Here is a 21,163-nt window from a genome sequence, read left to right on the forward strand (position 1 = left end):
GCGGCTGGTGCGTCAGTGCGGGTGTTTGGCCGTGGCGTATGGGTCATGTTCGCCGCTGCCGGGCGGACGCAGGGTGAAGCGCTTGTAGGTCCACTGGTACTGCGCAGGGTCGCGTCGGGCGATGGCCTCGATGCCGGCGCTGAGTGCGCTGGCCGCGACCAATGGGTCGGGATCGGCGATCTGCGGCGACGCGGGTTCCACATGCAGTGCAAATGCCAGGTCGGGGCCGATGCGCTCACACCATGCATGCAGCACGGTGGCGCCAGTGCGCTCGGCCAGACGGTTGACCAGGGTCATGGTCAGCGCCTGCACGCCGAAGAACGGTACGAATACCCCGTCACCATTCTTGGGTTGCTGGTCGGGCAGGATGCCGGTGGCGCCGCCGTCCTTGAGTACCTTGAACAGCTGCCGCACCGCCGGACCTTCGGCGCGTACCTGGCGCACGTTGTCGCCGCCGCGTACCAGTTGCAGGAATTCGTCGCCGACCGGGTTCTCCGGCGGCGCGTAGACGATGGCAACCGGCCCGCGCGAAGCGAGCCACTGGTTCAGCAGTTCCCAGTTGCCGTAGTGCGGGGCCACCACGATCACGCCCTTGCCCGAGGCCAGGGCAGCGTCATAGAGGTCCTGGCCGTGCCGTTCACGCAGGTGGCGGGCAAGGTTGGTGGACGGATCGTGGGTCCACAGGTACAGCGTCTCCAGCGCTTGGCGGGCGGTGGTGCGAAGTACCTCCCGATGCAGGCGGCTGCGTTCGGCCGGTGCCAGCGCCGGGTAAGTCAGCTCCAGATTGCGGCGGGTGACCCGGCTCTCGCGTGCATCAATCCGAACCCACAACCAGGCCACGGTGTCTGCCAGTGATCGCTGCCAGGACCAGGGCAGGCGGGTCAGTACGGAAGCGAGGCGGTAGTACAGCTTGGCGATGGATTGCGGTTTCATCGGCACAAGTCTAGGACGTGCGGTTGCTTTGCGCGTAGCCCGATGGTCCTGCCTGGGCCGGTGTTAAGGTGCCCGATTGCCCCCAAGGAGCCCCCATGCTTTCTCTGATCCAGCGCGTTACCCAGGCCGCCGTCAGCGTTGATGACGAGGTGATCGGCCAGATTGGACCGGGCCTGCTGGCGCTGGTGGGGGTGGAACCGGGCGACGACGAAGCGACCTTGTCGCGGATGGCGGATCGGTTACTTGGTTATCGGGTTTTCGCCGACGATGCCGGCAAGATGAATCGTTCCCTGCGCGATATCGGCGGTGGCCTGCTGCTGGTAAGCCAGTTCACCCTGGCCGCGGACACCCGTTCAGGCATGCGCCCGAGCTTTACCAGTGCTGCACCACCGGCCGAGGCTGAACGGCTTTTCAACCGTTTGGTGGACATCTGCCGCGAAAAGCATGCCCCTGGGGTGGAAACGGGGCGGTTCGGCGCCCATATGGTAGTCAGCCTGGTTAATGACGGGCCCGTGACCTTCCTGCTCAGACCCTGACGCGCCGTGAAACCACCGCCCGGCAAGCGTTATGCTGCGCTGGTATAATGCTAGGTTCCCTATCTTCACAATCGCCGGTGGCGCGAGCACTACATGGCCAACGAACGTCCTGCCCAGCAAAACGACATCAAGCTTCTGATCAGCAAGGGCCTGGAACAGGGCTACCTGACCTATGCCGAAGTCAACGATCACCTCCCTGACGACATGGTCGACCCGGAGCAGATCGAAGACATCATCGGCCTGATCACCGGCATGGGCATTGATGTCCATGAGGTTGCACCCGACGCCGACACGCTGATGCTCAGCGACGGCAACACCGGCAACCGCGAAGTCGATGACACCGCGGCCGAAGAAGCCGCAGCCGCGCTGACCGCGCTGGACACCGAGGGTGGCCGCACCACCGACCCGGTGCGCATGTACATGCGCGAAATGGGTACGGTCGAGCTGCTGACCCGCGAAGGCGAAATCGCCATCGCCAAGCGCATCGAAGAAGGTCTGGGCCAGGTGCAGGCTGCACTCGGCACCTTCCCGCTTGCCGTGGAATCGGTGCTGGCTGATTACGAAACCCACAAGGAAGGCAAGAAGCGCCTGGCCGAAGTGATCGTCGGCTTCAACGACCTGGTCGAGGAAGTCCCGGCTCCGGCCGTGGCTGAAGACACCAGCGAGGAAGCCGAAGAAGACGCCGACGACGAAGCCGACGGCGACGAAGCGGAAGAAGAAGCCGGCCCGACCGGTCCGGACCCGCTGGAAGTCGCCCGTCGCATGGAGCTGCTGGCCAGCGACATGGCCAAGTTCAAGAAGGCCCACGCCAAGGGTGATGTCAAGGCGATGGCCAAGCTGCGTGAAGAGCTGTCGGCCACCTTTGTCACCTTGAAGCTGCCGCTGCCGCTGACCGACGTGCTGGTCCGCCTGCTGCGCGACACCATGGGCAAGGTCAAGGCCCAGGAACGCCGCGTGCTGCATCTGGCGACCATCACCGCCCGCATGCCGCGCAAGGATTTCATCCGCTCGTGGGAAGGCAACCAGACCAACCTGGAGTGGGTGGAAGACGCGATCAAGCGCAAGCAGAAGTGGTCTTCGGCACTGCGTGACGTCAAGGATCAGATTGTTGCCGAACAGCAGGCCACCATCGATCTGGAAAAGAGCGCCCAGCTGTCGCTGGACGAGCTGAAGGAAATCAGCCGCGTGATGGCCTATGGCGAAGCCAAGGCGCGCAAGGCCAAGAAGGAAATGGTCGAGGCCAACCTGCGCCTGGTCATCTCCATCGCCAAGAAGTACACCAACCGCGGCCTGCAGTTCCTCGACCTGATCCAGGAAGGCAACATCGGCCTGATGAAGGCCGTCGACAAGTTCGAGTACCGTCGCGGCTACAAGTTCTCCACGTATGCGACCTGGTGGATCCGCCAGGCCATCACCCGTTCGATCGCCGACCAGGCGCGCACCATCCGTATCCCGGTGCACATGATCGAAACGATCAACAAGTTGAACCGCATTTCCCGCCAGATGCTCCAGCAGTACGGCCGCGAGGCCACGCCGGAGGAGCTGGCCAAGGAAATGGACATGCCGGAAGACAAGATCCGCAAGGTGATGAAAATCGCCAAGGAGCCGATCTCGATGGAAACCCCGATCGGCGACGACGAGGATTCGCATCTGGGCGACTTCATCGAGGACACCAACGTGGAGTCCCCGATCGAGAACACGGTCAACATCAACCTGTCGGAAACCGTGCGTGACGTGCTGGCTGGCCTCACCCCGAGGGAAGCCAAGGTGCTGCGCATGCGCTTCGGCATCGACATGAACACCGATCACACGCTGGAAGAAGTGGGCAAGCAGTTCGACGTGACCCGCGAACGCATCCGCCAGATCGAAGCCAAGGCGCTGCGCAAGCTGCGTCACCCGAGCCGCTCCGAGCAGCTGCGCAGCTTCCTCGACATCGACTGATCGCCGGGTCGTAGAAGTTGAAATGGAAAACCCCGCTTCGGCGGGGTTTTTCTTTGCACGGGAGGCGACGTGTTTGGAGCGACCCTCATACGACGCGTGCATCGATCAGACCGCAGGAAGTGGCCGGCCACCCCGCGCTCCACTACACTGTGCCGTCTCTACGGGCCTATAGCTCAACGGTTAGAGCAGAGGACTCATAATCCTCTTCGAGATCGTCGCAAAGATTAGTAAAATCAACTCAAATTATTGAAATTTAAGTTGATTTCGTAAATTCGTGACCTCGGCGCTAGCTGCTTTTTGCGGCAAATTTCCGTTCATTGCCGGCACGATTACACCAAAACTACACAGCCAGGCATGCCTGCGCGTTCGCGATTCTGATCTTTACTTTCCTTAACGCTTTCAGTAGCGGATGTTGATAGTGGGGCAATGCCCCCCTATCGCTCTATCAGCGTGGCATACTTTGTACATAGTTTTTATGCCCACTCGGCACGTACCGGAGCTACCCCCATGTCTAGTCCCACTACCTTCAAGTTCGATGAAAAGCTGACCTCGACTCTAGAGGAGCTCAAGGATGGAACCAACGCGACTTCAAAGGCAGAAGTTGTTAGGCGAGCAATCGCTTTGATGAAAGTTGTACAGGATGCTCAAAAGCGTGGGGCTGAGGTTGTCATCAGAGATGACAGCGGCAAAGACAAAGTAATCATCCTGTCCTAAAGGAGACGAGCCATGGCAAATCCGCCCCTTCAGGATGAAGAGGTTGTAAGCATTGATGACACTGCCAACGAAGTTGGTGGAGTTGTGGATATTTCGCCGTCGGACAAGGCTCGCTTAACTATGGCGTACCTTGTCCTTGCGGGAGTGGCGATTCTATTAGTGCTCTCCTGGGCATCCTTGATGTTCATCCCTGATAACCGGCAAGTCCAAGCGCAAGCCTTTTTCGATTTCGTACGCGCATTTGGGCCACCCCTTATCACCCTCGTCCTCGGTTACTACTTTCGAGACTCTCAGTCGTGACGGTGGTGACGGTGGTGGCGGGTGCTGCGGATGCCCTTGAAGGAAAAGTTTTACTAGATCGCTGGGTCGTCGCTGACAAGGTGATGCGCGATGAAGGGCCTTCTAGCGAGGCACGATCGGTTTGCTACAGGGCAGTGGACGCTACGGGCCACGTAGCATTTGTGAAAGCCTTCGACTTCAAAGCACTTGAAAGAAAGGGTGACATTCAGAAGCTTGAAGATATGGCGCGGGAGTTCAATCACGAAAAGCGAGTGCATGAACTCTGCTTGGATAAGCGCCTAGGGCGTGTGACGCGCATCTACGATTCGGGCACTTGTGACGTTGCTGGAGAGCTCATTCATTTCATTGTTTGTGAGTATGCCCCTCGTTCTCTAAGAGATGCTTATCCACCCGGGGACAGGGAGGTGCCTGCATCTCAGCGCCTTTCGGCACTCCGACATGTTGCAGCTGGTTTGGCTCAGCTCCATAGCATCGGCGTTGCACACCAAGATATTAAGCCGAGCAATGCAGTAGCTTTCGACAATGAGTCGGTCAAAGTAACGGACTTAGGTAGTAGCTCATGTGCGGCATTGCCGCCAGCGCCTCATGATGAGTACAGCTTCTGTGGTCAGCCCAACTTTGCTCCACCAGAGCTTCTTTATGGAGAGTCTGGTACTTGGCACAAGCGTCGTATCGGCTGCGATATGTATCTGCTCGGGAATTTAGTGTTTACGAGCTTCGTTGGTCACTCGCTTACCTACGTTTTGGCGCATAAGTTGCCGCGGGAGCTGCGGCATACGGAGTTCACCGGAGCTTATGAGCTGGTTCTGCCAGTCTGGATCGAGCTGCATCACCTCATGGTCCCGGCCTTTCTTCAGCAGCACGTACCTCGGGAAGTTGCGGAAGAACTCATAACTATAGTTCTGGAGATGTGTCATCCCGATCCAGAGCAGCGCGGGCATCGCCGCAATATGGAAGGCAATGGTGCCCGTTACGGGCTAGAGCGCTATATCAGCGCTCTCGATCGATTGGCTAAGAAGTGTTCAAGGATAGAGCGAAATGGCAGATGAAGCGGCTCCTGAGAGAGTCCTTTCCGACAGGCATGTACTCCCGCGGTGGCGGCCGCCGTCAGAAGCCGTAGAAGAAATGCAGGGAACAGCGAGCGTAAGAAAGGCTCCCTTCTCCCACCGAGAAGGTTGGTTGGAGCGACTTCGCGCGCAATATGAAAATGCACCTAGCACTCAGGCAGCGACGGAGCTGGAAGAGGCTGCGTTCATTTTGGGAAAAGAGTTGAGCTCTGATGACCAGGAGATCGTTAGCAAATCTGCTCGTTCAACGCTTGGTCCATCGGATTTTGATCCTGTACGGCAGCCCGGCATAGATCGAATGGTGGCGATTCGCATGCTGCGCGCACGTGTGTCTTTCTCCCCCAATCAACCGCTCGCTTGGACGGAGCTTGCTAGGCACCACCTGGCATCTGGGAACCAAGCGAAGGCAAGCGATGCAATGAGTTGTGCCGTTCAACTTGCACCTAATAATCGCTACGTCCTTCGCTCTGCGGCGCGCTTTTACAGTCGTTCTGAAGACGGGCTTGATAGAGCACTTTGGTTACTAAGAAAGTCGCCGCGAACATCGCGCGATCCTTGGTTGCTCGCGGCGGAGATTGCCAGTGCCGATATGGCTGAGAGGCCGTCGCCATTCGTAAAGTTGGCAAAGTCGATGCTTGATACAAAACGCTCTGGACCGAGGCACTACTCGGAGTTGGCTGCCGCAGTCGGGACGCTGGAGCATGAATCGGGGCGGCATAAGAAAGCCAAGCAGTTGATGGTTCAGGCGCTAGTAGATCCAACTGGAAACAGTCTTGCCCAAGCCGTTTATCTCTCTCAGTCTGACAAAAGAATCGTTGTTCCTGCGCAGTTTGAGCTCTCTCAGGGGGATTTCGAGGCTAACGCGCGCGCTTACTATGCGGAGGGAAGGTTCGAGTTATCTCTATCTGCTGCATTTGCGTGGCTGCATGACGAACCCTTTGATGTGAAGCCCGCTCTATTAGGGTCTTTTCTGTCTTTCGACGATTCGTTAGCAGGTGGTGCTGAAAGAATCGCAACACTTGGACTTCAGTCTTCGCCGCATCATTCATCGCTCCACAATAACCGAGCTGTTGCCAGAGCGTATCTTGGTGACTTGCCTGGAGCGCTTGACGATGTCAAGAATTCCAACAGAGGTGGGCGCCAAGAACCTTCTCATCTCGCGACATTAGGGCTTCTTGGATATAGGATGGGGCTCGAGCAATTTGGCGAAGAATGCTACACCAAGGCTATTGCTTGGTTCTCTTCGATCGGAGACATGCTTTCCTGCTATCGGGCATGTCTCTACTGGTCACGAGAACGCGGACGCTTAGGTGACCCCAATGTGGTTTCCGACCTCGCTTTTCTTAAAGATCGTATTAGCCGTCTTCCACTTGATCAGCAGGAAAGCGATCTTTTTGCACTGATATCTGCCGTGGATCGTGAAATGGGACGAACGCAGATACAACCGCTATGGCCAGCACCGGACATGGCAATGCCGTCTGCCTTGGACACTATCCGCGCATCCTTCCGCCTGCCTGATGCTGCTGCACGTAAGGCCTTGGCATTCGAAAGTAATGTCCTGCCGCTCTTGGCGGATTAGGCTAGCTGGATGGATAGTGCAGTGGCCGCAACCTAAGGTATGGAAGGGCGATCATGGAGTTATTGACGGCTAATTAAAGAACTTGTCATCCGGATCTTCATTGTGATCCGGATGGTCAACTCTTGATTCATCCGTGGGCGTGGCCCCGAGCTTGGAGAGCATCGCGCTGAGCGCGTGCAATAGATCTACGGCGGCACGGGCCCGGTCACCGGCATGAGGTATCTGGATCTGGCTGCCGGCCCGGGCTGCAGGTGTTGTTGGGGACACCGCCTGCTGGTCCCTCCTGGCGAATCAGTCAGCCAGCGTGATCGCGGGGTTGGCATCGCTGCGGCGGGGGATGTTCTTACCGTCCGCGGCGGCCCCCCTGATCAGTACCTCTTCCTGGCGCTCCAGCTCCAACTGTTGCGCCTCCAGGCGCTCCTGCTTGCGGTCGTCTGTGATGGTCACCTCGCCCCGGTAGAGGGCTTCAACTTCGGCGCGCAGGCGATCACGGATGGCGTCGGGGAAGAACTTGCACGCGTAAGCGTGGGCACTCTCGGGATAAGCCGATACGGCAGGGCCGGCGTCGCCAGTGAAGGCGCTTGGCCGAATCTTGACGCTGTTGGCCTGGCGCTCGATGTGAGTGTCGATGGCGGCCAGCGCGTCTTCTTTCGGCGGCATGCCGTCGCTCAGGTCGCGGATCTCGTCAGCCAGCTTTTCGATCTGGGCGCGGACGCGCGCCACCTTGGGCAAATAGTCGGTCATGGTCGTTCCCCTTACTGGCTAAGGCCCCAATCGGCCACGGTTTGCTGGAGATGCTCTGCGGCTGCCTGGTAGGCGCCAGCGTCACCGGATGAGGCGCTGAGTTCGTCATAGGCTGCTGCCACGACGGCGTCCACCGCATCGATCGCCGCCATCCAGCGTTGCAACTTGGCCAACGTCTCGCGCCGTTGGCCGTCCAGGGTTTTACCGCCCAGGCTTGTGGGCCTCCCGATGCCCACCGTGGGCTGGCTTCCACTAAAGCTCTCTGCGGCGGTCACCATTTCCTGGCGGATGTACTTGCGCTGGTCGTTGAGCTCTTTGCGACGCTCGCTCAGCGCGCGCTTGGCGGCGAAATGGAGATCGCTGCGAATCCGCAGGCGCTCCAGTTTGAGTAGGGAAGGGGGGACGGGCGGGGATTGATCACTCACGGGGTGCTCCGGATTTGAGGGCGAAGGCTGGAAGCCACTCGGGCCTGTCCGCCAAGGCGCGCTGGAATGCCGGCAGGGTGCGCAAGGCATCTGCCAGGAGCTCGGCAGGGGGCACGCCTGCGGCTGCGGCGGCGTCCTGGAGGGCGTCGCAGATGACCTGGGGAAGTTCGAGCTCGATTACAGGCATGACGGGATGGCTCAGAGGGCCCGTCTATTGGACGTCGTGCCCGGCTATTTGGCCGAGCCGGAATGCGCCGGAACGCGCACTTGCTGGGAGCGAATCGCGGGAGGACGTCTTGTGCATCGATAGCCCTCCTGAATGGGCGGCCATGTACAACGTGTACAAGCCGAAATGTGCGTTTCTCTCGGGGAAAACCGCATTTTCGGGGTACCTGTGGTGGAGCATCCCTAAGGGCCGAAAAACTGGCAATTACCGGGGTCCGAATTCCCCCCGGTAGCAGTGAATAACCTCAGGGGCCCCGCCGGTGTTCCACGGTGCAATCGACGACCGCATCCGTTCGGTGGACGAACGCATCTCCGCCCAGCGACTCGTTGCGCCCATCAGAACTCTTCCACATCCCAGCCACCACCATTGCGCTTGGGCTTCACCATCACAGCGAAGAACCGGAACGGGTACATGGCCGCAGCGATCTTGATCTTGGCCCTGGCATCGTTACCGAACTGACGAAATGCTGTCGTCACTGGTTCGATGTGAAGCAACCACCGGGTTGGCCGCGCGAAAGATCCTCGACGTAGCGTTCGGCCGCGGTAGCCATAGAAAATGGTTCAAGCCAGTTCTGTGGCAGTAGATTGTGTCTGAAGCTGCGCAGGACAAAGACGAATCAATCTTGTTGTTCCGAACTCATTGCAGTAATCCAGTATCCGGCGGAAGGATCGGAGGCAGCCTGAAGCGCCATGCCCGCATGCTGTGCGAATGCTTCAAGCACATCAATGGGCGCCAGGCTTGGTGATTTAGGGGCTGCAAGTGCTTCACGGAGTGATCGGAACAGGCCTATTGCTAGGAAGGTATCTCGATCGTCCTCCGTAACGCTCGCGCTCAGCGTATGTGCCAATCGGTTGCGGATCTTATTTAAACGCCTAATGCCTGGGACGAGGTAAGAAATCCTATCGTCACCGACGCCCATCAGTTCGGCCTTCTGGGCGAATGTCAGCCTCGCATTTTCCAGGCTCCCAATATTCGGGTTGCGAGAAAGTAGATAGTTTTCTAGATAGTACTCGACGAACAAATGTGATCGCAGTATGAGGCCCATCAGGGCCGCATTCTGATTCCACTTCGTATTTAACTCGTCTATCTGGGCGGATGAGTGGGCCAGATACGCCTCTCTGCCTCCGTGCAGTGCAATCACGCGGGCGGCAACTGTTGTGGGGTTCAAATGTGTAGAGGTCATTGTTTTCGATGTATGCAAGGATTGAGACATGGGTGGGTCTTCGAAATCGACTGTTTGGGGCGCAGGTTGCTCAGAGAAGCGCTTTGCACTGTTTGAGGGAAGCACTATCGACTTCAGAGATGAGCTTCTCTACATAGTTGCGCCAGTTCGATACATGCCCTTTGGAAAGGGAGTCCGGGACCTTTCCTGTATGAACGATCTCTCCGCGTAACGTAACCAGTTCATCTAGAGCAGATGTCACCTTGTACAACTTCGGGTCCAAGTGCGCGGGCACGATGTTGTCGTCAATACCTTGAAAAGGATCTTGCACGCCGGCTAAGGAAAGAAGGTAGCGAACAGAGCCAGCTCGTGCGGTGTTCATTCCGAACTTATCGCTATCTCCTCCCACTGCTTTCTCGTTGACAAGGTCGCACCAGAGATTTCGCCAGCCTGGTGAGATGGTGAGCTCCCACGCGTTCTTCTTTTCGAGGATCTTACGAACTTCCGACGGTACTAGGTCTGCTAGGATTTCGTTCGAAAGTTGTTTGCACAGCTCAATTGCGAGCTGTTCGACATAGTTCTCCCAAACGCCGTACGCGAACACTATCGCTGCAGCAAAAAGCGCTCTTTCTTTTGTAGATGGCTTCCCCGCACCAGCTTTTACGTAGCCAGTAACATTGTCGATTACTGCCAAGCCGCTTTTCACATGCGCAAGTGCTGCCGAATGCTGATCTGTCCAGTGCTTTTTGGGATTTTTCATGGAGCCGTCTTCTCGTGTTGGAACAGTTTGACTTCCTTGTGGACAACCCCGCGACGCTGTCTTACGCCACTCTACGATTTGACGGCGTGATCGGTTGGCCGACCCTTTACGTATTCATCTTAGGTGTCCTTGGTCTGACCAACAACTCTCGCGCGATTGGTGAGTTTGGGCAGGCGAAAGCCGGGGGGGCTTTCCAGGAATGCAGCGGCAGGCGGCGGTGCCAGCAGGATGCTTTTGGTGCGGTGACTGATTAAGATCCATGTCGACGGCGGCCTTCATACCCAACCACTGGGTGATGAGCGTTACGAAGAGCGGAAGTGCAGACAGATCCGTTGGTTTTTACGTGAAGCTCTCGCCTGATTCGATCCACGCCAGAACATCACCCAAGTAGTACCAAGGTGTTTTTGCTGGCTGGAAGAACCTCGGTCCTTTTCCCTCCAGTCTCCAGCGTCTTAGACGACTCACGGGGCAGGGGATCAGTGTCGCCGCGGTCTGCTCTGTTACCCGACCATCGAGGGTGACGTAGTGGCCGCCTGCTTCCAGGTTGCGCCGCACCTCATCGATCGACGTCGGGATACCAGCGACCTTTGTGGGCTCACGATGCGGTGCGTTCACCCGTTCCTCCACTGGCACACCATGCAGCGCGCGTGCGCATCGCCCTTCGCGTGGTCCGCCGTCCAGAAGTGCTGGCGTGCATCAACCAGTCCCGAAAGCGGAACTGATCCGCAAACGGGTCGGTTGTCGGTTTCCTCGCGCATGCCTTCCACCGAGACGGCAGCGCGCGGTTTGCACCTGGCAACCAGTGCGTGTGCCCAAGGGTGCCAGTAGCAGGTTTGGGCAGTGCCAGCCTTTGCTGTTGGGCGTGTGGTGCTGGTGGTGCAGTAGAGCTTGGAAGCGGTGGAGCAAAGCAACGGCCCAAGCGTCCGCTGCGCTCCCGCTTGGTAGATATATATAAAGGGAACCCCTGAGGGGTGTTTAAAACCACCGATTTGGGTGCTTATGTACCCCTGAGGGGTGTTTATCGCTTTCCTCATGCTGCTTTTGCACCCCTGAGGGGTGTTAGGTGGGCCCCAGAGGGGTGTTGAGGTTGCGTTTCTGTTTGCACCCCTGAGGGGTGTTGAATATGTGTTTTTCTCCAATCGTTGCGAGGCGGGCCCGGGGCTATTTCCAAGTTCTTGCCCGGGCATGTATCGATCCCGCACCAGGTAATCGCGTACAGGTGGCACTGCTTCTTGATGCCGTGGCGTGTCTGCACAACGAACCCTGCTTGCTCTAACTGCGTCAGTAGTTCCCTGGCTTTGCTGCCTGCGCATACCCCGGCCTTTTCCAGCATGGTTTTGGTGGCGGATAGATCGCCGTTGTTGCGCCCGTTGTACTGAGCAGCGAGGAACAGGAGCATCTTCATTGCCGCGCCGCTCAGGGCGAAGAAGGCGGGCGACTGGATCATGGGATGGGGCAGGCGAACGAACGTATCGCTGGAGCGCCGCCCCGTGTGCTTGTGGCGGTTCCGCTCTGGGATCTGCTTGCGGTAGTTATCTGCCATCGTCAGTGCTCCAAGGCGTCACGCCCCGTCAACGATCTGAGCCACCGCAGTGCGCCAAGTCTGCCCAACGCGCGAAGCTCGGGTGAGTACCCATTCCCGCACCTTGGCCTCGGTCGCTCCCCTGCGATGCTGCAGGGCGCAGGAGCCGCACAGCACGTAGGGCAGAGAGCACCAACCAAACTCTCGCTCTACGCGATGGAAGGAGCCGTAGACCGGCTGCAGTTGCTTGCCGCAGCAGTCGCAGGCGATGGGCTCGGGTCGGGGAGTACGTGGCCGCGCGCTCATTGGCCCCCCTTAGCGGTAAGGCCCGCATTGAGGAACGCTTTCCGATACCTGCAGGCCGACGCCCGTGACATGCCCCAGTGGTTCACGATCTCGCTAATGCTCGGCAGCACTTTTCGGGACTGTGCCCATGCCGCGAAGCGAAATATCACCTCTGTGTGGCTTTCAACGCCGGCAATAGCGGTGGAGTAGATAGCGCCGCGCGTGCTCATGACACGCTCCTAACGCAGCAGACGGTTTTGACCTCGCCTAAGACAATCAGGTCGTCTAACTCAACGAAGAAGCCCAAATCACGGTTGCTGGTGGTGAACACGTAGAAGGATGGGCGCCCGTTCTTGCCGGGCCTCACTTGGACGCGGCGCACGATCTGGCGGCCGTTGAGCTCAATCACATAGACGCCATCCCAACGGCAGCGCACCACGCTGAGATCTACCTGCAGCACGTCTCCTATCTCGAAGGTCGGCGCGTTGAGATTGTCGCGGACAAGCACGTAGGCCTGGCCGTTCGGTGGCGGCATGAGCACTGGGGAGGGGTAGCTTTGGATCTGCGGGTGGGGTTGGGTGCTCATGCAGACGTCCCCCAACAGTTGTGGTCGTTGTCGCGCAGTGCCGTCATGGCATCCGCCGCGGTGTAGAACAAAGTGATTGCTGCAGCGTTCAAACCTTCCTGCAGGCTCGGGCTGAGGCGCAGCGTGTCGGGTGACCGGTCATCGTCCTCTGCTTGGCTAGCGTCGAAGCTCATAGCCAAGAGTTCTTGAATCGCGCCCATGCCATGCAGCGCGCGATCTACCCTTGCCAGACGGGCGCTCACGTGCGGGTTGATGCCCACCAGGTCATCCCATTGGCTGTCTGGCCAACGGCGGTAGGGTTTGGGATCTTGAATTGGTGTGCTCATGCTGGCCACCCCAGTTGTGCTCTTACCGCGTCTTGCCATTGCTGACCAAACCGGCCAGCGCGCGTAACGATCCAGCGAATCCGCAACTCTCGCGGCTCACCGTCAGGATAGTTGGACGCACAGGCGTAGCAGACGTAGGAGGGGAGCTCCCCGAATTCGAAGCGGGAGGTGGTACGGGACAGGTCGAAGTACCCGGCAGGCTGGTTGCAGCAGTCGCAGGCCTGCGGGTCGTGGCGCGTCGGCCGGCTGGCGTAGGTGTTCCCTGACACTGCAGGGAAGGGTTGCCCGATGGCGCCGGGGCTGGCGTGGTGTACGATGTGATCCATGGTCAGGTCGTTCCTTGCAAGGGTACGGACAGGGCTTCGACGGCTCGGGAGTTGGCGCTCCCGGGCCGTTTTCTTTTCAGCCGGCCAATGCACGGCTGTCGGTCGTCTCAACGATTGCCGCCTCCAGATAGGCGTCGAGGTCTGATCGGCGGTAGAAACAGCGCCCGCCCAGCTTGAGATAGCGAGGGCCACGGCCTTCCATCCTCATTTTTTCCAGCGTGCTCTTGCTTAGGCCCAGGTGGGCTGCGGCCTGTGGGCCGCTCATTCGGTCATTCGTTCGCTCGACGGTCATTTCTCTTTCCTCTCATAGCAAAAGTGCTACATAGCGAAAGTTATATGTCCGTTTGAGGTAATGCAAGCACTTTTGCTACGTGATATCTTCGGGTATGGCTAAGAAAGACGATCAGCAAACAAACGTTCGGCTCCCGAGTGAGCTGAAACGCAAGGTTAGTGCTGCAGCTGAAGAGGCAGGTCGAAGCTTTACCGCTGAAGTTGTGTTGCGGCTTGAAGCCAGCTTTCAATCTGTCCTAGAGGCATCGCTTTTGTATGCGCGGATGTCTGACCGTCAGATGTTGGAAGACGACATACGTGAGTGCCAGGAGCAACTGGACAAGCTGCGCATAGAGTTTGAGCAATACGCTTCCGTCCCTCCGGACGACGCAATGAAGGAAGGTGCCACTGATCTCCTGTTGCGTGGGATGAAATCTGTCGCGGAGGAGATCTCTGTGCTGGAGGACAATATTCAGCATTCCAAGCGGTACCTTGCTCGGGTCAATGAAGATATTTCAGTCATCGCCGATGGCCTCCAAGCAAAACTGAACAAGATTCGTGAAGCGAAATCCGCGGCATGGCGGCTTTCTTAAAGTTCACTCGCTCGGCTCAGCGCGCGCTGAAGGCGGGCGAGTCGATCAGTGAGCACGGGATCATCTATACCCGACTGAGTAATGGCGATGGGCGCTGGTCCATCAACGTTATGGTGAACCGGCGGCGACACCATCAGGTGGTCGGCCTGGAGTCCGAGGGGTACACCCGCACTCAGGCCGAGGATGTCATTGCCACCCTCAAGGCGAGTAAGCGCACCGCTGCCCACGGTGTACAGGGCAGCAGGCAAACAGCGGCGCTGACTGTTACCCAGGCGGCCGACGACTACTTGGCGTATCTGCGAACGCATGACGGCAGGGACGTGGCCACCAAGGAAATGCGATTCCGCGAGCACATCAAGCCGCACCTGGGCCGCCGCTCGATCGCCAAGCTGACGGATGACGATTGGCTGGGTTACGTCGATGCCAGGAAGAAAGAGGGCGCGGCGGCCAGCACCATCAACCGCGAGCGTTCCGCGCTCCTGCATCTGCTCAACACCATGCGGCGGCGCAAGATGCTCAACACAGCGCCGCTGCTGGCACGTCAGAAGGAGCCGCAGGGGAAGCTGGTGTACCTGACGCCGGAAGAGTCACAGAGGCTTCTGCGGGCCGCTGAGGACGATCAGTCTCTGTTGGCCCATCCTTTCATCATGGTCACGCTCTACACCGGGCTCAGACACACTGCTGCTCTAAACCTGCGTGCTAGGGACGTGGACGTGACCAGGCGCATCTTGTGGATCGGCCACGATAAAGCGGGCCGCCGCGAACAGCCCATGCCGCAGATACTGGCTGCCTATTTGGGGGAGATGGTCGACGGCATGGCGCCAGATGATTACCTGTTCCCTTCGCAGCGCGCGAAGTCGGGCAGGGCTTATCAAATGAACTCAATCTTTGCCCGATGCGTCGAGCGAGCTGGTATCAGCAAGCACGTCACTCCGCACACCATGCGGCACACGGCTGCTACCAACGCGGCACACGCTGGCCTGGACGCTGCAACGATCCAAGCAATGGGTGGATGGAAGACACGCGCCATGGCGGAACGGTACACTCACGCGGCTTCAATGCGCGACGCGATGGATGCCCTCCAGGGCAGGCTTACCAGTAGCAGGGTTACACGGGAATTACACAGGCCCTCCAAGAAATCCGCTTGAAACGCTTGACGGGCCTATAGCTCAACGGTTAGAGCAGAGGACTCATAATCCTTTGGTTCCAGGTTCGAATCCTGGTGGGCCCACCAGAAGAGGCACTTTAGCTTTTCGCCAAAGTGCCTGCTGCAGAACGCATGAAGCGCCCGTTCTGGCCCGCGTGCCGGAACGCCAACGCAAGCAGACCGCTCCATCAGGGAGGCAGCGGGAATGCCGATTCGTCCAGTTCCAGGTCGTCGTCGTTTCATGGCCCATGCCGCTGCGCTCAGTGCGCTGGGTGTGTTGCCTCCATCGCATGCGTTGGCCGCCTCATGTGAGCGCAGCGATGATTGCTCGTGGATTCCCGACGATGTGTTTCTCGCCGAGTTGTCGCGGATCATGCAGGCCTTCGCGGTTCCCGGTATCGGCATTGCGGTGGTCGAAGCAGGCGAGGTCGCATGGAGCCGGGGCTTTGGCATGGCCAATGCGCTGACCGGTACGCCGGTTGATGCGCGCACGGTGTTCGAGGATGCATCGCTGAGCAAGCCGGTGTTCGCCTATCTGGTGATGCAGCTGGCGGACCAGGGGATGATCGATCTGGATCGTCCACTGGTGGAGTATCGGCGTCCTGACTATCTGGGGGATCACCCGTGGACAGCGTTGATCACCGCGCGGGATGTGTTGCGTCATAGCACCGGGTTGCCGGGCTGGCGCACATCACCAGCCACGGAGAAACTGGTGCCGATGGTCAGGCCGGGCACCCGCATCGACTATTCCGGTGAGGCCTTCTTCTGGCTGCAGCTGGTGGTCGAGACGCTTACTGGACAGAGTCTGGACGATGCCATGCAAACGCATCTGTTTGCGCCTGCCAACATGCGCGACAGCAGCTACGCCTGGAATGCTGAGCTCGCTGCGCGTTCCGTCCATGGCCATCGCGCACACGACCGGACGGATGCGGAAGAACCGCGACAGGTGATTCGCGAACAATGGAGCATCGCCCAGCAGATCGCCGACCGCTGGGGCAAGCCATTGTCCGCCTGGAAATACGAGGATGCCGAACGCGCCCTGCCCGACGTGATGGCGCTCGCGCCCCCCGGTCTGGTGACGTGGCCGGGCGACATCCTCGCCAACGCGGCGGCGAGCCTGCGGACCACGGTGCAGGACTATGCGACTTTTCTGGCCCTGATGATGGCGCGCAAACAGCGGATGTCCTGGGAGGTCACCGAAGCCACGCGGCTGGCCATGCTCACACCGCAGATCAAGGTGCCCGGTCGGTGGACGGAGAAGGGCCTGGGCTGGAACATGGAGCAGACCCGTGACGGCCCGATGTTCTACCACTCGGGCAGCAACAGCGGCATCTTCAAGAATTTCGCGATCGGCGATGCACCGCGACGCCGCGGCATCGTGGTGCTGACCAACGGTGGCAGCGGTTCGTTCGTGCATCAACGCGTCGTGCGTGCGGCGACCGGATACGACCTGCTTTCCTACGACCTCTAGCCCCGCGCCCTATGGCGCTGCCATCGGCGGGTGAAGATCCGTTGACGCCGTCGTGTTCCCGGTTTGGAGAAGATCGTCCCAATGCTGCCGTTGCCTTGGTCATGGGGTAGACCTGGGCAATGCGGGCGACGGGTGTTCCTTCGGGAGGGAGCAGGGCATGGCAGTGTTGCGGCGTCTTTTCGCGTTTGCACTGGGCCTGATGGGCGTGGGCCTGCTGGCTGGGGGCATCTGGCTGCTGTTGCTGAAAGGCTCGCCGTACTACCTGCTCGCCGGTGCGGCGTATCTGTGGGCCGCGTGGTGTTTGTGGCGGGACCGCGGCGGTGCCGGCATCGTGGCTGCTGTCGCGGTGCTGACCATCGTCTGGGCGCTCTGGGAAAGCGGGATGGATTACTGGGCGCTGTTCCCGCGCGTGATGGCGCCGCTGGCATTGGCGGCGGTGGCTCTGTGGGTTGCGCCTGCGGTGCAGGGGACAACGCCGGGCTGGCGTGGCAAGTTGAGGCAGGTGGGAGCGGTGATGTTCACGCTGCTGTTCATGGCCGGATTCGCGTTTGCATTCCATCAGCACGGCGTGATCCAGCCGGGCAAGGACATCGCTTATCAACCCCCGAAAGGTGACAACGCCGCATCGGAGTGGAGCGCCTATGGCCGCACGACCGAAGGCCTTCGCAATGCGCCGTTTGACCAGATCAACCTGAAGAACGTCGCGCAGCTGACCCAGGCGTGGATGTACCGTACGGGCGACAACGGTCCCGGCGTGGACCAGAACACGCCGCTGCAGATCGGCGACACGGTGTATTCGTGTTCGCGCAACAACATTGTCAGCGCCCTGGATGCGGATACCGGCGCGTTGCGCTGGAAGCATGATCCGGTGGTGCGCGCGCCGTTCTGGCAGCGCTGCCGTGGCCTGGGTTTCTATCGCCTGCCGGCCGAGGCAATGGTGATTGCATCGGCCGATGCAGCCGACCTGGCCAACGGCGGCAGCATGCCGGTACAGGCTTGTGCCGAACGCATCATCGAGACCACCGCCGATGCGCGCTTGATTGCCCTGGATGCAAGAACCGGCCAGCCGTGTGGTGGCTTCGGTAATGGCGGTACGGTGCAGCTTTCGCAGGGAATGGGGCAGATCGACAAGGGCTTCTATTTCCAGACATCGGCACCATTGGTGGCGCGCGATGTGGTGGTGATCGGCGGCTGGGTGGTGGACAACCAGCGCCGTGAGGAACCTTCCGGCGTGATCCGTGCGTTCAGTGCGCGCACCGGTGAGCTGGTGTGGGCATGGGACCTGGGCAACCCGGAAATCACGCGGCTGCCACCGGAAGGGCAGACTTATACACGCGGCACGCCGAACATGTGGACGGCAGCGGCGTATGACGATGCGCTGGGCCTGGTGTACGCGCCGCTGGGCAATGCCACCCCCGACTATTTTGGCCAGGGGCGTCCGGCCGGTTCGGAGGCGTACAACTCCAGCCTTGTTGCGCTGGATATCACTACCGGGCGTCCGCGCTGGAAATTCCAGACCGTGCATCACGACATATGGGACTACAATCTGCCATCGCAACCAGCGTTGCTGGATTTTCCCGATGAAACGGGCCGCAACGTGGCCGCGGTGCTGCAGACCACCAAGCGCGGGCAGATTTTCGTGCTGGACCGCGCCACCGGCAGGCCGCTGTCTGAAGTTGTTGAAAGGCCGGTGCCGCAGAATGGCGCGGTGCCGGAAGAGACGTTGTCACCCACGCAACCCTATTCGGCAGGTATGCCATCAATTGGCGTGCAGAAGCTGGACGAACGGCGCATGTGGGGCATGACGATGTTCGACCATTTGGCTTGCCGCATCGCGTTCCGCAAGATGCGCTATGACGGCGACTTCACCCCGCCGGGTACGCAGATGGCGATCCAGCATCCGGGCAACATTGGTGGGATGAACTGGGGCAGCGTGTCGGTGGATACACAGAACCAGCGCGTGTTTCTCAACGATATCCGCGTGCCGAGCATCTTCCAGTTGATCCCGCGTGAGGCGTACGCAGCATTCTCCAAAACCCATCCGCCGGTGAGCGACGGCCATGGTCCTTCGCCGCAGGACGGCACGCCGTATGGCGTTTACACGACGATCTGGTTCTCGCGACTCGGTGTGCCCTGCGTGCAGCCGCCATTCGGCACGCTCAGCGCATTGGACCTGCGCACGCGTCGCATTGCCTGGCAGATACCGGCGGGTACCGCTGAGCAACTGGGGCCTGCCGGCGTCAGGCTGGGCCTGCCGATGAAGATGGGCATGCCGACCTACGGCGGAACGTTGAGCACGGATGCGGGCTTGGTGTTCTTTGCCGGCTTCCAGGATTACTACCTGCGTGCCTTCGATGCGCGTGATGGGCGCGAAGTGTGGAAAGCACCGCTACCGGTGGGCGCCAGTGCAACGCCGATGAGCTACGTGTCGCCGAAGACGGGACGCCAGTACATTCTGGTGTCGGTGGGCGGTTCGGCATATTCCAAGGATGTGGGGGATTACGTCATCGCGTATGCGCTGCCGGAGAAGGGTGCTGATGCAGGGGCGCGGCCGAAGCGATGACAGTGCTGCCGGTGGTCTCATTCACCATCGGCATGAAAACCAGTCTTCCGATGCGAGCCATCGCAGAACGGCTTGTTGTTGGAGTGACCGCAACGGCACAGCCAGGTTTCGCTGACGCGGTCGAGGGTACGGCCAGTGCCGCTGATCAGCTCCAGATTGCCGATGACATGGAGAGGGCCGTCCCTTGTTGGAATCACCCGCAGCGGACCATCGCGCTGTGCCAGTGGTTGGGATTGTTTCTCTGCGGGTTCGCCCGTGGCAGTGAAGCCGCAATCGACATGGCGATGATCGCAGAAGGGCTTGTTCTCCGATGCGCCGCAACGGCATAGCGTGGCGCGCATGCCCTCGTCCCTGCCGGCGATGTTCAACGGTGCATTGAAGGCCAGTGGGCCGTTCTCGCGGAGGTGCACCAGGTTCACCACCGGCGCCGGCTCGGCGTGGCTTCCATCGTTGTATTCATAGCGGATCGCACCGGACGGGCAGTTGCGCGCGATCAGCGCCACTTCCTCCGGGGGTACGGCGTCGGGATGGATCCATTCGCCTTCAACGTTGGGAAGGAACACATCCGGATGGTTGAGTACGCAGTTGCGTGAATGAATGCAGCGGGCGCCGTCGAAATGAATGGTGACGGTGGTGCCGCGAACGGTTTCGGTTGCCATGGGCTGCCTCCGTTTCGGATGCTCAGTGTCGCGCCACCCATGTGAAGCAGCCGTTGCCGCAGGCACCGTTGCCACGGCAATGCGTTGTGGGCTTGGCGGCCGAAACAGCCTGGCCAAACGCTACGGCGCAACGCTGGAAACATCCGGATGCAGTTGTTTCACTCGCGTGGCGAATGCCGCGGTTCAGCGGCGCGTGGCGAACACGCCGTCAAGCGCCAGCTCGGTTCTGAAGCCGGCTTTCTGCAGACGGGTGGCGACTTCGCGCGGAACATCGCGGCCGCTGGTGAGTTTGTTCGGCGCCCCGGTGTAGTGGAACAGGCGGCCGCCCTTGCGCAGTACGCGTGCGAGGTGGTCGTAGAACACTTGTGAGTACAACTCGCCGGCAATGCCAAAACGCGGTGGGTCGTGCAGTACCGCATCCATCGAGGCGTCTGCGATGTGCTCGACCGCCACGGAGACATCGCCGTGGTTCAGCTGCAGCCGACCGCCTGCGTCGTCCGCCTGCGGGTCTGGCGACCACGGGTTGATGGTGCGCAGCCACAGAACTTCCGGGCTCTTCTCGAACGAGCGGATGCCCGCCACACCGTCATCCAGACAGCATGCGGCGAAGTAGCCCATGCCGCCGCAGGTATCGAGCACCTGTTTGCCGCGCGGTTCGACCAGAGCCACCTTGCGGCGTGCATCGTCCATGGGAGAAAGCTGTGCACTGACCAGCATCTTGATGCCGTCGATCTCGAAAGTCGGCACCCCCCAGTCGGTGGGTACCAGCTTGTACAGGCCGTTACCGAAGCGCGAGGCGGCGCTGAATTCGTCACCATCCCAGTAGTAGATGGTGCGGTCCTTGAGCTTTGCCGGCCACGGATAGTGCTGGCCGCGCCACTGCCAGCCGCCGTTGTCGAGGGTGACGGTGTCTTCGCTGCGGCCCAGATCGAACGAGCCGCTGGCCTGGCTGGCACCTTTCTTCAACGCGGCCTGCAGCAGGTCGAGCAGGGGGCGGGTGAGCAACGGGCCAGTGTAGTGGGGCATGC

General features: G+C 60.0%; 23 protein-coding genes and 1 tRNA gene. 12 read left to right on the forward strand and 12 right to left on the reverse strand.

What is annotated here, in order from left to right; translation table 11 throughout:
• Positions 1 to 12: 12 nt before the first annotated feature.
• A complete protein-coding gene (locus tag ABB26_RS03600; protein WP_057632205.1) occupies positions 13 to 933 on the reverse strand; it encodes a lauroyl acyltransferase in 921 nt (306 codons plus the stop codon).
• A 95-nt stretch (positions 934 to 1,028) separates the two neighbouring features.
• Here ABB26_RS03600 and dtd point away from each other — a divergent pair, with 95 nt between their 5' ends.
• From dtd to ABB26_RS18840, 6 genes are all read left to right on the forward strand, one after another.
• Positions 1,029 to 1,469: a D-aminoacyl-tRNA deacylase gene (gene dtd, locus ABB26_RS03605; protein WP_057632206.1), complete on the forward strand. Its 441-nt coding sequence runs from the start codon at positions 1,029 to 1,031 to the stop codon at positions 1,467 to 1,469.
• 93 nt (positions 1,470 to 1,562) lie between these two features.
• Complete coding sequence (gene rpoD, locus ABB26_RS03610) at positions 1,563 to 3,410, forward strand: RNA polymerase sigma factor RpoD (protein WP_057632207.1); 1,848 nt, start codon at positions 1,563 to 1,565, stop codon at positions 3,408 to 3,410.
• Positions 3,411 to 3,917: 507 nt separating this feature from the next.
• Positions 3,918 to 4,124: a ribbon-helix-helix protein, CopG family gene (locus tag ABB26_RS03615; RefSeq protein ID WP_057632208.1), complete on the forward strand. Its 207-nt coding sequence runs from the start codon at positions 3,918 to 3,920 to the stop codon at positions 4,122 to 4,124.
• A 12-nt stretch (positions 4,125 to 4,136) separates the two neighbouring features.
• A complete protein-coding gene (locus ABB26_RS03620) occupies positions 4,137 to 4,424 on the forward strand; it encodes a hypothetical protein (RefSeq protein WP_057632209.1) in 288 nt (95 codons plus the stop codon).
• Complete coding sequence (locus ABB26_RS18535; RefSeq protein ID WP_083490669.1) at positions 4,421 to 5,473, forward strand: protein kinase domain-containing protein; 1,053 nt, start codon at positions 4,421 to 4,423, stop codon at positions 5,471 to 5,473. The genes ABB26_RS03620 and ABB26_RS18535 overlap by 4 nt, the downstream gene beginning before the upstream one ends.
• A 130-nt stretch (positions 5,474 to 5,603) precedes the next feature.
• A complete protein-coding gene (locus ABB26_RS18840; protein WP_152982531.1) occupies positions 5,604 to 7,070 on the forward strand; it encodes a tetratricopeptide repeat protein in 1,467 nt (488 codons plus the stop codon).
• 291 nt (positions 7,071 to 7,361) lie between these two features.
• Here ABB26_RS18840 and ABB26_RS03630 read toward each other — a convergent pair whose 3' ends face one another.
• The 5 genes from ABB26_RS03630 to ABB26_RS03650 all read right to left on the reverse strand — a co-directional run bounded on the left by ABB26_RS03630 (position 7,362) and on the right by ABB26_RS03650 (position 10,387).
• Positions 7,362 to 7,814, reverse strand: coding sequence for a hypothetical protein (locus ABB26_RS03630; RefSeq protein WP_057632211.1), 453 nt, complete (start codon positions 7,812 to 7,814; stop codon positions 7,362 to 7,364).
• A gap of 11 nt (positions 7,815 to 7,825) precedes the next feature.
• On the reverse strand, positions 7,826 to 8,239 hold the full coding sequence (locus ABB26_RS03635; protein WP_057632212.1) for a hypothetical protein: 414 nt from the start codon (positions 8,237 to 8,239) through the stop codon (positions 7,826 to 7,828).
• A 561-nt stretch (positions 8,240 to 8,800) separates the two neighbouring features.
• Positions 8,801 to 8,941 carry a hypothetical protein gene (locus ABB26_RS19240; protein WP_169790156.1) on the reverse strand — a complete coding sequence of 47 codons (141 nt, stop codon included), beginning with the start codon at positions 8,939 to 8,941 and terminating at the stop codon, positions 8,801 to 8,803.
• Positions 8,942 to 9,081: 140 nt separating this feature from the next.
• Positions 9,082 to 9,678 carry a hypothetical protein gene (locus ABB26_RS03645; RefSeq protein WP_152982533.1) on the reverse strand — a complete coding sequence of 199 codons (597 nt, stop codon included), beginning with the start codon at positions 9,676 to 9,678 and terminating at the stop codon, positions 9,082 to 9,084.
• 40 nt (positions 9,679 to 9,718) lie between these two features.
• Entirely contained in the window at positions 9,719 to 10,387 is a 669-nt protein-coding gene (locus tag ABB26_RS03650; protein ID WP_152982534.1) for a HEPN domain-containing protein, read from the reverse strand.
• Positions 10,388 to 10,401: 14 nt separating this feature from the next.
• Between ABB26_RS03650 and ABB26_RS19270 the strand changes: the two genes are divergently transcribed.
• Positions 10,402 to 10,641 carry a hypothetical protein gene (locus ABB26_RS19270; protein ID WP_057632216.1) on the forward strand — a complete coding sequence of 80 codons (240 nt, stop codon included), beginning with the start codon at positions 10,402 to 10,404 and terminating at the stop codon, positions 10,639 to 10,641.
• 776 nt (positions 10,642 to 11,417) lie between these two features.
• On the opposite strand, the gene ABB26_RS03660 is transcribed toward ABB26_RS19270, so the two are convergent.
• The 4 genes from ABB26_RS03660 to ABB26_RS03680 form a co-directional block, all read right to left on the reverse strand.
• A complete protein-coding gene (locus ABB26_RS03660) occupies positions 11,418 to 11,930 on the reverse strand; it encodes an eS19 family ribosomal protein (RefSeq protein ID WP_057632217.1) in 513 nt (170 codons plus the stop codon).
• 490 nt (positions 11,931 to 12,420) lie between these two features.
• Positions 12,421 to 12,780 (reverse strand): hypothetical protein, encoded by a 360-nt coding sequence (locus tag ABB26_RS03670; protein ID WP_152982535.1) that lies wholly within the window; start codon positions 12,778 to 12,780, stop codon positions 12,421 to 12,423.
• Entirely contained in the window at positions 12,777 to 13,106 is a 330-nt protein-coding gene (locus ABB26_RS18850; RefSeq protein ID WP_152982536.1) for a hypothetical protein, read from the reverse strand. The genes ABB26_RS03670 and ABB26_RS18850 overlap by 4 nt, the downstream gene beginning before the upstream one ends.
• A gap of 402 nt (positions 13,107 to 13,508) precedes the next feature.
• Positions 13,509 to 13,724 carry a helix-turn-helix transcriptional regulator gene (locus tag ABB26_RS03680; protein WP_083490670.1) on the reverse strand — a complete coding sequence of 72 codons (216 nt, stop codon included), beginning with the start codon at positions 13,722 to 13,724 and terminating at the stop codon, positions 13,509 to 13,511.
• Between the two features lie 94 nt (positions 13,725 to 13,818).
• Between ABB26_RS03680 and ABB26_RS03685 the strand changes: the two genes are divergently transcribed.
• From ABB26_RS03685 to ABB26_RS03705, 5 genes are all read left to right on the forward strand, one after another.
• Complete coding sequence (locus tag ABB26_RS03685; protein ID WP_057632222.1) at positions 13,819 to 14,295, forward strand: Arc family DNA-binding protein; 477 nt, start codon at positions 13,819 to 13,821, stop codon at positions 14,293 to 14,295.
• Positions 14,280 to 15,443, forward strand: coding sequence for a tyrosine-type recombinase/integrase (locus ABB26_RS03690; protein WP_057632223.1), 1,164 nt, complete (start codon positions 14,280 to 14,282; stop codon positions 15,441 to 15,443). Before ABB26_RS03685 ends, ABB26_RS03690 begins: the two co-directional genes overlap by 16 nt.
• Before the next feature lie 10 nt (positions 15,444 to 15,453).
• Positions 15,454 to 15,529 (forward strand) — tRNA-Ile (locus ABB26_RS03695).
• A 118-nt stretch (positions 15,530 to 15,647) separates the two neighbouring features.
• Positions 15,648 to 16,913, forward strand: a complete 1,266-nt coding sequence (locus tag ABB26_RS03700) for a serine hydrolase domain-containing protein (RefSeq protein WP_083490671.1) — start codon at positions 15,648 to 15,650, stop codon at positions 16,911 to 16,913.
• 157 nt (positions 16,914 to 17,070) lie between these two features.
• Positions 17,071 to 19,476, forward strand: a complete 2,406-nt coding sequence (locus tag ABB26_RS03705; protein ID WP_057632225.1) for a membrane-bound PQQ-dependent dehydrogenase, glucose/quinate/shikimate family — start codon at positions 17,071 to 17,073, stop codon at positions 19,474 to 19,476.
• A 17-nt stretch (positions 19,477 to 19,493) separates the two neighbouring features.
• Here the strand turns inward: ABB26_RS03705 and ABB26_RS03710 are convergent, their stop codons facing one another.
• The gene (locus ABB26_RS03710) at positions 19,494 to 20,135 is read right to left on the reverse strand and encodes a CDGSH iron-sulfur domain-containing protein (RefSeq protein ID WP_057632226.1); all 642 of its coding nucleotides are present in this window, start codon (positions 20,133 to 20,135) and stop codon (positions 19,494 to 19,496) included.
• 183 nt (positions 20,136 to 20,318) lie between these two features.
• The gene (locus tag ABB26_RS03715; protein ID WP_057632227.1) at positions 20,319 to 21,161 is read right to left on the reverse strand and encodes a class I SAM-dependent methyltransferase; all 843 of its coding nucleotides are present in this window, start codon (positions 21,159 to 21,161) and stop codon (positions 20,319 to 20,321) included.
• Positions 21,162 to 21,163: the final 2 nt, after the last annotated feature.

This window comes from Stenotrophomonas humi, assembly GCF_001431415.1.
Classification (GTDB): Bacteria; Pseudomonadota; Gammaproteobacteria; order Xanthomonadales; family Xanthomonadaceae; genus Stenotrophomonas; species Stenotrophomonas humi.